Annotated in this window: 11 protein-coding genes; 2 read left to right on the top strand and 9 right to left on the bottom strand. The window is 36.2% G+C overall.

Annotated elements, in window-relative coordinates; translation table 11 throughout:
- Positions 1 to 408: 408 nt before the first annotated feature.
- The 6 genes from IEX29_RS23880 to IEX29_RS23855 form a co-directional block, all read right to left on the bottom strand.
- On the bottom strand, positions 409 to 1,854 hold the full coding sequence (locus IEX29_RS23880) for an MDR family MFS transporter (RefSeq protein ID WP_188737948.1): 1,446 nt from the start codon (positions 1,852 to 1,854) through the stop codon (positions 409 to 411).
- 220 nt (positions 1,855 to 2,074) lie between these two features.
- A complete protein-coding gene (locus IEX29_RS23875) occupies positions 2,075 to 2,311 on the bottom strand; it encodes a hypothetical protein (protein WP_188737946.1) in 237 nt (78 codons plus the stop codon).
- 638 nt (positions 2,312 to 2,949) lie between these two features.
- A complete protein-coding gene (locus IEX29_RS23870; protein ID WP_188737944.1) occupies positions 2,950 to 3,966 on the bottom strand; it encodes a C45 family autoproteolytic acyltransferase/hydrolase in 1,017 nt (338 codons plus the stop codon).
- Positions 3,963 to 4,727, bottom strand: a complete 765-nt coding sequence (locus IEX29_RS23865) for a MerR family transcriptional regulator (RefSeq protein WP_204799069.1) — start codon at positions 4,725 to 4,727, stop codon at positions 3,963 to 3,965. The genes IEX29_RS23870 and IEX29_RS23865 overlap by 4 nt, the downstream gene beginning before the upstream one ends.
- Positions 4,728 to 4,877: 150 nt before the next feature.
- Entirely contained in the window at positions 4,878 to 5,393 is a 516-nt protein-coding gene (locus IEX29_RS23860) for a ClbS/DfsB family four-helix bundle protein (RefSeq protein ID WP_188737941.1), read from the bottom strand.
- A gap of 36 nt (positions 5,394 to 5,429) precedes the next feature.
- Positions 5,430 to 6,383 carry a phosphotransferase enzyme family protein gene (locus tag IEX29_RS23855; RefSeq protein ID WP_188737939.1) on the bottom strand — a complete coding sequence of 318 codons (954 nt, stop codon included), beginning with the start codon at positions 6,381 to 6,383 and terminating at the stop codon, positions 5,430 to 5,432.
- A gap of 200 nt (positions 6,384 to 6,583) precedes the next feature.
- On the opposite strand from IEX29_RS23855, the gene IEX29_RS23850 reads away from it, so the two are divergent.
- Positions 6,584 to 7,159: a nucleotidyltransferase family protein gene (locus tag IEX29_RS23850; protein ID WP_188737937.1), complete on the top strand. Its 576-nt coding sequence runs from the start codon at positions 6,584 to 6,586 to the stop codon at positions 7,157 to 7,159.
- A gap of 166 nt (positions 7,160 to 7,325) precedes the next feature.
- On the opposite strand, the gene IEX29_RS23845 is transcribed toward IEX29_RS23850, so the two are convergent.
- Genes IEX29_RS23845 through IEX29_RS23835 form a run of 3 tightly spaced genes read right to left on the bottom strand, consistent with a single transcriptional unit; the run spans position 7,326 to position 9,718 of the window.
- Positions 7,326 to 7,541: a DUF3923 family protein gene (locus IEX29_RS23845; RefSeq protein ID WP_188737935.1), complete on the bottom strand. Its 216-nt coding sequence runs from the start codon at positions 7,539 to 7,541 to the stop codon at positions 7,326 to 7,328.
- A gap of 5 nt (positions 7,542 to 7,546) precedes the next feature.
- Positions 7,547 to 9,022, bottom strand: coding sequence for an ATP-binding cassette domain-containing protein (locus tag IEX29_RS23840; protein WP_188737933.1), 1,476 nt, complete (start codon positions 9,020 to 9,022; stop codon positions 7,547 to 7,549).
- Between the two features lie 27 nt (positions 9,023 to 9,049).
- Positions 9,050 to 9,718 (bottom strand): Pr6Pr family membrane protein, encoded by a 669-nt coding sequence (locus tag IEX29_RS23835; protein ID WP_188737932.1) that lies wholly within the window; start codon positions 9,716 to 9,718, stop codon positions 9,050 to 9,052.
- A 583-nt stretch (positions 9,719 to 10,301) separates the two neighbouring features.
- Between IEX29_RS23835 and IEX29_RS23830 the strand changes: the two genes are divergently transcribed.
- Complete coding sequence (locus IEX29_RS23830; protein WP_188737930.1) at positions 10,302 to 11,570, top strand: aspartate aminotransferase type Ic; 1,269 nt, start codon at positions 10,302 to 10,304, stop codon at positions 11,568 to 11,570.
- Positions 11,571 to 11,626: the final 56 nt, after the last annotated feature.

Below are 11,626 nucleotides of genomic sequence, written 5' to 3'. Positions count from 1 at the left end.
ATGCTCAATACCAAAATAGAAAGCGCCATCATTTTTTTGACAACAAATGAATAACTGAATATATCTCCTCTACTATATATGCTGTGGGGGTGACATGTATTTCGGGAGATTTTATATGGGGCCTTGGAATGACGGGTCTTGATGTAATGCCTAATTTTCTTTCTTAGCTAACTTATCAAATAAAAAATATTGTAAATATTCCCTTAAACAAAATAATATGATTAGTTTATCATTAATTCACAATCTATTCAATAAAATGTAAATATATTCCTCGGTAAATCATTAGAATCACCTAAAAAAGGAATTAGATATACTCACTTATATACAATTTCAATTCAAAAATCTATCCATTATAAAACAGCGCCAAGGATACCCTTGACGCCATTCCAAATTTCAACTCATTGTATTTTATCTTGATTCATGGGCTGTCCGCTCTTCACTTTCATCACGCTGCACATGAGTTTGTTCTTCTTCAGGTGCATTGCCATTCTTGATAAAGAAGCTAATGACAACCCCAGCCAGTGATAGTACTGTAATGACCATAAAGGCAACATTAATACCATGAATCATCGGATAGGCTATTTCGGGATTATGCTCCGCTGATACTTCCGCCGTTGTCATGACAGTGATAACGATAGCTGTTCCAATGGATGCTGAGACCTGACGCATGGTGTTCGTCATCGCCGTACCATGTGAAATCAACTCTCTCGGAAGCTGATTTAAGCCTGCCGTTGTTACAGGCATCATAACCATGGAAAGGCCGAACATCCGAACCGCATACAAAATCATAATCATTGTCATCGATGTAGAAGGGCCCAGATTGGAAAGTGCGAAAGTTGAAGCTGTAATAATGACAAGCCCGGTAACTGCAAGCCATCTTGCACCAAAACGGTCAAAGATACGCCCCGTAATCGGAGACATCATTCCATTCACAAGCGCACCGGGAAGAAGAGCAATTCCCGCTTCTGTCGCTGTAAAACCACGTGCATTTTGCATATATAGCGGAATTAGTGTCTCTGCACCAATCAACCCCATAAATGCGATCATAGGAATAATCGTCGACAAGGTGAAAATTGGATTTTTAAATACCCTGAATTCCAGCATAGGTGTTTCGATACGAAGCTGTCTAATAATGAAACTCAACAAGGATACGGCACCAACAAGCAATGTTGCAATCGTGATGATACTGTCCCAGCCATTGTTGCCCACACTTGTAAATCCATATAACAATCCTCCAAAACCGAAGGAAGACAGGATAATCGATAACATATCCATTTTCGGATTAGTTAATTCTGTAACATTTTTCATTACCTTAGCGGCAAGCAGAATGACGATAATCGCGATAGGCAATATGATAAGGAATACAGCACGCCAGGAATAATTGGTGATAATCCATCCGGACAAAGCAGGACCAATCGCCGGAGCGAATGATATCACAAGTCCCACCAGTCCCATCGCCATCCCGCGGTTTTTAACAGGAAAAATTAATAAAAACACAGTCTGCATCAACGGCATAATTACGCCTGCTCCACTGGATTGAATAATTCTTCCCAAAATCAGCATACCAAAGTTAGGGGCAACAGCAGAAAATGCTGTTCCAACTGCAAATACTGTCATCGCAGTAATAAACAGCTGTCTTGTTGTAAATCGCGCCATTAAAAATGCTGTGATTGGAATCATTACTCCATTCACAAGCATAAAAACAGTCGTCAGCCATTGCCCTGTATTGGCGCTCACACTCATTTCTTCCATAATTGGCGGAATTGCAGTAATCATCGTTGTCTGATTTAAAATGGAAATGAATCCGCCAATAAGAAGAACTATAATGATAGGTTTTTTATTAAATGATTGCACGTTTCAGTGATTACCTCCTTCTGTATAATAGATTGCAATAGTGGATATATTACAGGAATCATTACGTTTTGTCGATGATTGTGCTTTTTATCCTATTTTTCATCATAAGCAATTATCCATATAAAAGAACTTCACAGATTTTGTTACCATTAGTGAAGTTCTTTCTATTTTTCTTTTGTGTATTCATTTTATAGGTCAACACCAGACTATAAAATCATCATTAGATACATAAATAGACCCCGAAGCTGAGGAAAGCTGTTCCTGTAATAATTACTGTACTCTTGATTATTGATGCCGGCAGCTTTTGTAAAAAGGTTGTAATAAATTCCAGTTCAAAAAAGATATTTGCAAAAAATCTGCTCTTAGCCTTAAAATCATTTTCATTCATTCTGAAAACACCATTAATGAGAACAATAACACCCCAAATACAGAAAAGTCCTCCTATTATATAGCTCAACCTGCACACCCGCCTTTTCTGCACATGTTTAAGATAAAATGAGAGCCTCTTCTTAGATGACCTTTTTTCACAAATCAATACCTTTTGATTTTTTATCCTTATTCAGTAATTACCATGTTATCCTATTATTATATATTGCCTTTTTAAATATTCTAAAACCGAATTTGCTTTAAACTTATTGTAAAAGTCGTGTTTTTAAATGGTAGTATTAGTAATTGGCTAATACGCTTTTTAACCTTGTAATTATTATTCAGCTAAACCATTCTATTTTAACCGGCATTGAGCTGTCATCGAATTGCTATCTTTCATAAAAGGGCATTTTTTTCAGGAACCATATAAGCTTATTAATTCAAAACCGTGTGACTCTAGCAGGCGATACAGTTCCATTGGATAAACACATCGCAGTGAAATGGGATCACTTACCGTATAAACCAATTGCTCTCTTTCAAAAATTTGCTCCTCCTTGTGTGTCGAAGCAAAATTTGTATGGCTTATTTATTTTGCTTCACCTGCATATATTTGATGGAAGTTATTCATATTTTTCATTCGTACCACACCTTCAAAGTAATATACTTATTATATCAGATATTGAAAATTCAAGATGTAACATGATTGATTTTTAGCGTCTTCAGGAAATTTCAGCTTATTATCTCTCCTTCAAGCATGACAGGCAGCTTTCCCTTTCCTTTAAGCCATTCAGCAAAGAACAATTCATAAGGAGCACAATCTCCGCCAACACCAATCATTACACTTAAATCTTTGGGACAATAAACAACTGTATGCAATGTACCAAAATATTCTTTATAGTGTTTGAAAAACAAGGGGGAGTGTTCCCTGTTAAAAATAGGATAGACAGAATCTGACGTCAATTTTTCTTTTTCCAGTGCTGATAAATATTTTTTCCGATTCAATGATCCATTAATGACTGCTCTATTTTTCCCGTTTAACTGCTCCGTTTCAAAATGATTTGTACAAATAAGCTGGGCATTTTTACGAACAATCTGTTTTTCAGGTGATGCTTCCACAATGGCATTATTTCCTTCCTTATCCATTATCGAAAAGTTAACACAATATTGGTGAGGAATTTGTTTAATAAGCGATACTGCTTCATCTGTAACAGCGCATTGCTCCAGAACAAGGCGGCAAACTGCTGTTGCCAAAAAACCTTCTTGGCTAATTTTTTCATTTACCAAATGTAGCCCAATAATAAGCCCCTTTTCATTCATACCATCCAGTCTGCCTGTAATCTGCTGGCTGAATCCGATGCTCGCATACCCGTTATCCGGTTTGATTAAGACAAGTCTGGCGTCATATAATTCATCGTTGAAATCATAATTTCTCACATAAAAGGAATCAGTGGCCAGTGTCGTACAGCCCATGGAAGGCATCTGTATATTATAGCCTCCAAACAGTTGTATTGCAGCATTTATATTGATTTTCATTCCTGCAGCCAGCCCCTCAGTCTCTTTCAAAAGATTTGAGGAAATTCTCTCTATCTGCATCCTTGCTTCTATCGTGTCTTCATTTGTCTGTGATTCTGTCTGTTGTCTCCATTTTGGATGTGATTTTAATGCAGCACCCTGTCTCACCCCTATATCATAAGCAGAACCTTTTAATTCAACAACTTCCACCTGCAGATTTTTTCTTTGACTCATAGCTTACCTCCTATATGTGTGACGGGTATAATGATATCCGCTTCGTTCATTTGATCACCGCGGTACCATTCAAGAATAGAGCCGGCAGGAACCCAGTTGTTTGTCACACAATATTGAATTAATTTGCGATAAGCAGCTTCAATTTTGGCAAAATCCTCTTTGAATGCAAGACCAATACAGAAACTGCTCCTCATTTTTTCTGAAAAAGCTTCTGGAACAGAGGAAGTATTTATACTAGCTGGTACGCCAAAACCAATCTCTGCGTTGACCTGTTTGCTATTTCCGGATATATACCGCAAATACATATTCTTAATCGGAATGTGATTCTGTTTCATCTGTTTACGCCTTAACTTAAACTCATCGCTAAACATCCCTGGAGAGGCTTCTGCCTCAAACCAAATGACATTCTCCGCCGTTTTTTCAAACATATATATGTTTTCTTCTCCATAATCACTTTCTAAGAAGCGAAGACTGATTTCCAGCTGTCTCTGATTTTCTTTTATTGCCTGAATCCATTTCTGCTTCATCTGCTTCTGTCTGTCTTTATCTGCTTTTAGGTAAAGCTGAATATCAGGAATAGGAATCTTCGCTGTCCGCAAGCTTGCAATCATTTTGGCAAGCGGGACCTGATCCTCTGCATACATGCGATAGTTACTATCCTTCTGCCGCATTGATATCAGCAGATGCTTTTCCTCATAAAAGCGAAGCGTGCTTTTGGAAATCCCGGTTTTCATTGAAAATACCTGTATCGTCATCAACATGCTCTCCCCCTGTCTCCCTTTCTATCTATAAGCATAAACGTTCATGTAACTTGAATGTCAAGAATAATTTTTTGCATATTAAAACACATTTAAAGCTAGCTTTTAAATGTGTTTTAATTGTCTATTTTATAATTTATATAATCAATAAAACTATATCCCCCGAACCTTTTTCCATTTTCTAATTTTTGTACGGAATGACTTGAACGGCGCGACTGTATTAATATGGATCCATTTCCAAATCGGCCAGCTGGAAGGTGTAGTCGTTGCCCATTGTCTGCCTCCCTGCTCAAATAATTCTTTATCATGATAGCTTTCTATTAATTGGATGATGCGATCAACATCATGGTTAAATTTCTCAATCAGCATTTCCAGCGCATCATCACCATACTGATCATAAAAGCTTTGATAGAGACCTCCGAGGTTATTCCATTTATATTCTGGAGTCGGTGTAATAACATCCTTTCCTTCCTGGTTATCCTGCTCCCAGGATAAGATTAAATTCATCCAGCCCAGTTGATAGGCAATCATTTGTGCAGGTGTTCTATCGACTTCGCTTACGGTATCATCTTTATCTGCGTTATTAATTGCATCGAATTCACTGATAAATAGATCGGCTCTTTTTGTAATTTCATCAATTAGAGCCTGTTTATTCTCGTACGCCTTCATTTTAAATCACCCTTTTTCTTATATGTATTGTTAAAGTTATCTCTTATCTCCAGGAATAAAAGGCACATCATTTTCAATTCGAAACCGCATTTTTTCCAAATGATTTTTAACTTTTGTGTCCATTTCTTTTCCCTGAAAAGAATTCTTAAAAAATAAATACGAATATAAAAGTCTGTATTCCAAAAAACGGGGAATTAAATGCAATTGCTCCTCAGACAAAGCTGTTTTCTCTGTATAACCTTCCAAAAATAACTTTGTAAAATGTCGATAGAGTTCCAATTGTTCTAATTTGCCAAGCAGCCTGTTATTTTCCATAAAATGAAAGATTGGAATCGCAGTATCATAAGCATACCAGCTCTTGCGGACGTCACCAAAATCTAAAACATACATCGCTTTATTTGCAATCATAATATTTTCATTATGGAGATCATGTTGTACAATTCCATAATTGTTTTTATCCTTCGGGAGAGCAATAAACTCGTCCATATATTTCTGCCACTTCTCTTCTATTATTTTACCGTGGCCTTTTGCAAAGTCTTCCCTTTTTATATCGTGGTCCCACTCTAAATAATTCTGCTCCATTTTATGACTATTTAATTTGGTTATTTCATGCATTTTACCAAGCAGTTTCCCCCAGGCTTTTATTACATGATTTTCTTTCAAATTAGGAGACAGAACCTCTCCATCAATGTATGCATATGCCATCACATAGAATTTTTTCTCTTCCCCATTGATTTGTTCTATAAGCGTGCCGTTTTTTGAAGGGATAAGACTGGGGGTTTTTATTCCATGCAGAAGCATTAATTCTATTATTTCCTGTTCATTGAGTAAATTGATTTTTTTATATGCTTCCACATCCAATAGTTTTATAACCATATTTTGATTACGGCTGAGAAATACATTATTATGAAAGCCTCCCAGTAATTCAAGAGGCTCTATATTTTCTGTATATAATGCTTTTATGTGTTCCAAAATAATTGGTTTCATCATTATCCTTCACTTCCTTTCACAAATAAAGTCTATTATTTCTTTAATCTAATAACTGCTTCTTTTGATTAGGCTCTTTCATATGTTTTGTTGCTTTTAGATATTAAGTTTGATTGACAATCTTAATGGAATATTCCCCCTTTTCACTTTGATATGTTAAAATAAGAATATACGTTCTTTTTTTTTAAGGAGGTAACTTAAAGATGTTAAAAAATAAAAAAGATGTAATAAAGCTAATCCAAAGCGATGAAAAGATGATGGAGATTATAAAGACTGCAAGTACATTGCATTTACCTGATTGGTGGATATGTGCAGGGTTTGTACGTTCAAAAATTTGGGACACATTGCATGGGTTTAATGAAAGAACGGAGACCCCAGATGTTGATGTTATCTACTTTGATAACACAAACATTGATGAGAATTTTGAAAAGGAATTAGAGAATAAGTTGATAAGCATCATTCCTAATATACCCTGGTCTGTTAAAAATGAAGCAAGAATGCACGTCATTAATAATCTTCCTCCCTACACTTCTTCGGAGGATGCTATTTCAAAGTTTCCTGAAACTGCTACTGCTCTAGGGGTTAAGTTAGACAAGGTTAATAATTTGGTTCTTACTTCTCCTTGTGGAATAGATGATGTCATTAATTTAGAATTGAAACCGACTCCCTTCTTTATAGAAACAAAGGAACTTGCTGCAATTTACGAGGAGCGGATTATCAAAAAGAATTGGAAGGCTATTTGGGATAAAATTAAAGTTCACCACATAATAAATAGCTGATTATGGAAGACACAATTCGATATAGTTTAAAATGATTTAAGCGGGTCATTTTTTCCTACAATAGTTGATATATAAAAGGTACAGGCCGGATTCTTTATTGAAATTCAGCCTGTACTTCTTCTTGAAAAATTTCATAGAAATAATATTCAGCATAAAAACACAATAACTAAACTGCTTTTCGTTTTCTGGCAAAATAGAGGAATAACAGCTGCCCCACCAGAACAACGACGAAAAAACCTCCCAAAATAATATACGCCAGCATTTTTAATTCTGGAGTCTGCACTACTCCTGCTCCATCTACATTTCGAACTCCAATAACAACCGAAGCCCCAGTGAAAAATATTACCCAAAATACACTTGTTGCCCACCATATTTTCATCATCTGCATCACCTGTTCCTTTTCTTAATCAGCTCCAGCGTCTTCGTTGCAGCAGAGCTTACAAAATGTTCATTATGATCTACGCCGATCATTGTAGGTTTATATTTATTTATCGCTGCAATTAATTGATCAATCACCATCATATCTAAATAGTTTGTCACTTCATCCCATACAAATAAGGAATGATTGCCTAGCAATGCATTTGCCAAAAATACTTTCTTCTGCTCTCCCGAACTCCAATGGTCACTTGAACGATCAGCAAAACTGGAACGTTTAGAGCCTAGCTGCCGCAGCAAATGCAGATAAGACTGCTTTTCCTCTGCTGTCAGCTGTTGAAGAATAGAAGCATGATCCTCGTCCAGCTGATTTTGCTGCTGTAAGAGAGAGATTTTATCCGGCAGTCTAATTTGATAATCCCCAGTAACCTCAAACTGACCATTTCCAAGGATAAAATTCAGCAGGGTTGTTTTTCCTGCCCCATTTTTTCCGGTAATAAATAAACGTTCAGAGGGATAAACATCTATATTGACCGGTTCAAACAAGCACCTGCCATTTTGTAAAATAGAAAAATCCCGAAGTAAGAGTACTTGTTTATGGGGCTGATCAACCCGCATTTTTAAAGCTTCTACGGTCTCTACATTATGAATCAGAGCCTGTTTTTCCACTATCTTTTCTTCCGTTCTTTTTTTAATTGCTTTGGAACGCTTCATCTGTTTCGCCGCTAGCCTTCGCTCGGCGGCATCCTTGGAGCTGTTTTCTCTCATCTGTCCCCATGTGCCGACTCTTTTTGAAACAGTTTCCAGTCTATTAATCTCATGATGAAGTTTTTGATTTTTTTCTTCAGCAAGTTCATCAGCATTCTTTTTCTCATAGGCCCATGTATCGATATCACCTTTTACGACATCAATGCTTTCTTTATTAATTGCCATCGTGTGGTCAACAAACTGATTGAGAAAATGCTGATCATGACTGACAACGATAAAGCCCTTCTTCCGATTCAAATAATCTCCTACAACCTTTCTGCCATGAACATCTAAATTATTTGTCGGTTCATCTATCAGCGGGAATGCGCCCTCATTCAGAAATAACTCTACTAATAGAATTTTTGTCTGTTCACCGCCGCTTAAGACATAGAAATCCCTGTCCAGCACTTCCGCAGGTAAATCCATATAGGATAATTCCATCTCCAATTCCCAGCGTTCAACCATCGGATTTTTTTGAAGCAATACCTCTTCCGCAGTAAGATGATTATCCGGAGCAGGAAATATCGGGAAGTACTTAAATATAAGTGAGGATTGAACATTTCCATCATAATCCAGATCTCCTAAAAGGATTTTAAAGAAACTCGTTTTGCCGCGGCCATTCCTGCCAAGTAGCCCCAGCTTCCAATTCTCATCAATATTTACTGTTATGTTTTCAAATAAAGGATGAATCATGGATGGATATTTAAATGACAAATTACTAATAAGTATATTACCGGCCATCTACGTGACCCCCTTTCCTTATTTTTATTAACTATCAAATACATCTTTTCTATTATCCTCACGCATGAATATTCGATTTAATATGATCAGTAAAAAACCAAGAATAATATAAACGAATAAAAAAACGGCAATAAAGAATGCGACATTGGAATAACTGCCAACACCTGACGGGATTTCCCCATTTGGATTTAAAAAGAAGTAAGGATAAAAACCATCGAACATCCCCCTGACAATTGAAATAATACAATAAAGAACTGGATAGATCATCCAATAAAAAATAAACTTATAGCTGTATTTTTTATTCGGTTCAAAAAGAAGCCAATTAATAAAAACGGCTATAGGAATGAAATAATGCAGTGTAAAATTCGTGATAACCCGGATTCCGATATATTCCCCGCCGCTGGCAAGAAGAAAATGATATGTAAAAATACAGACAAACATATAAATAACAGAAGCATTTTTGAAAAAATCCAAAAACTTCGTCTGTTTCTTCCTAAATAATATGGCATGGCTGCTGCATAGGAAGGTTATTGAAACCATCAAATTCGTTTGAAAGGTGAATTTAGTTAAAGAAACCAAAGGATCAGGGGAGTACAGAACATGTAAAATCACACTGATAAAGCCTGTGACTGTGATTAGAAGATGCAATGCCAGTTTTAATTTAAACCTCCATGATGTTCCTGTTATATTTTCCATAAGACGGCTCCTGTTTTTATTTTCTAATATTAATAGTGCTTCAAAAATCATATTGTTACTCGTGTAAATCTGAATACCTTCCTATATACATAATTCTCCATATTTAATGTTTATCCTGCTTTTATAACTGTATTTTCAATATATTTACCAAACAAGCTTTTATTTTTTAGAAAAGTAAAGAATTCCCTCTGCACGTTAGAACACTTCCGTTATCCATCTAAATAAACCTCGGAAAGACCAAAAAAGAAGACGAATCGGAAATATGATAATTTCTGGAATCCATAAGAAAATATCGAACAGGAAATCTTTTATTGTATAATTTCCCTTATTTTTTCTGCTTCTTCTTGTTTTTGACTTTTTCTTTTTCCACCATTCGTTCATATATTTCAGTTCTCCTTTTTGTATTGTTATATTAGCTTACGAAATAGCACCTGTAAACGTTTCAATTATCCAATTATTTGAAAGAAAAAATATCTTATCAGACAAATTTGTGACTTCCCGCATTTCCTCTTTGCAATTCCCATTGAATGCAATAGAATAATAACAAGAGACAAAATCAAGTTACGTACTGCGGAGGGATAAAATGAACGAGTTAAAACAGATGGATCATTCCAGTCTGCAACATCTTTATGATAAAGCAAAGGAAGAATTTGAATCTATAAAAAAACAAAACCTGGCATTAAATATGGCCAGAGGAAAACCCAGTGCCGAACAGCTGAAATTATCATTAAAACTATTAGACAGTGTGAATTCTGAAAATATCGGTGATGATCTTTCTATACTAAATTATGGGCTGGTTGATGGGATACCGGAAGCAAAAGCGTTATTTAAGGATATGCTTGGAGTAGATACAGAAGAGATATTAATCGGAGGCAATGCCAGTCTGAATATCATGCATGACCTTATATCAAAGGCATTGATTAAAGGCGTTATCGATAGTGAAATTCCTTGGGGCAAAGAGGATAAAATTAAATTTATCTGTCCGGTTCCCGGTTATGACAGACATTTTACAATTTGTGAGCAATACGATATCGAAATGATTTCCGTTGATATGCTGGACAATGGTCCGGATATGGATAAAGTGGAGGAACTCGTTCGAAACGATGCATCTATCAAAGGTATGTGGAGTGTTCCAAAATACAGTAACCCTGATGGCGTTACATACAGTGATGATGTTGTGGAACGTTTAGCTAAAATGGAAACCAAAGCAAAGGATTTTAAAATTTTCTGGGATAATGCTTATGTTGTACATGACTTAACCGATCATTCTCCAGCATTAAAAAATATTTTGGAAGCATGTAAGAAGCATGGAAACCCAAACAGAGTGTTTATGTTTGCGTCCACTTCAAAAATTACTTTTCCTGGTGCTGGTGTCGCAGTAGTAGCTGCAAGCAAGGAAAATATTAATTATATTAAGGAGCAGCTAAGCGTGCAGACAATCGGTCCTGATAAAGTGAATCAGCTGCGCCATGTCCGCTTCTTTAAAAACTATGAAAATTTGCTGGAGCATATGAAGAAGCATGCAGCTATTATGAAGCCTAAATTCGATGCGGTGTTAAATATACTTCATTCCAAATTAGATTCCTATGGCATTGCTTCATGGACAGAGCCTGCGGGCGGTTATTTTATCAGTCTGAACACGATGGATGACTGTGCTTCTGAAGTGATTAAGCTTGCGAAAGAAGCCGGAGTAACATTAACAGGAGCCGGGGCAGCCTTTCCATATGGAAAAGATCCGCGGGATAGAAATATTCGCATTGCACCATCCTTCCCTACTTTAGATGAAGTAGAGCAGGCAATCGAAGTTTTATGTATTTGTATTATCCTTGTGAGCACGAATAAGCTTTTATAAAAATAGGTTAAAAACCATTTGACGTTAAATCGTTAAATGGTTTTTTACTTACGAGA

The organism is Oceanobacillus neutriphilus, assembly GCF_014645515.1.
GTDB classification, from domain to species: Bacteria; Bacillota; Bacilli; order Bacillales; family Amphibacillaceae; genus Oceanobacillus; species Oceanobacillus neutriphilus.
Note: the sequence above shows the minus strand (reverse complement) of the source record. Positions and strands in the feature narration are given on the sequence as shown.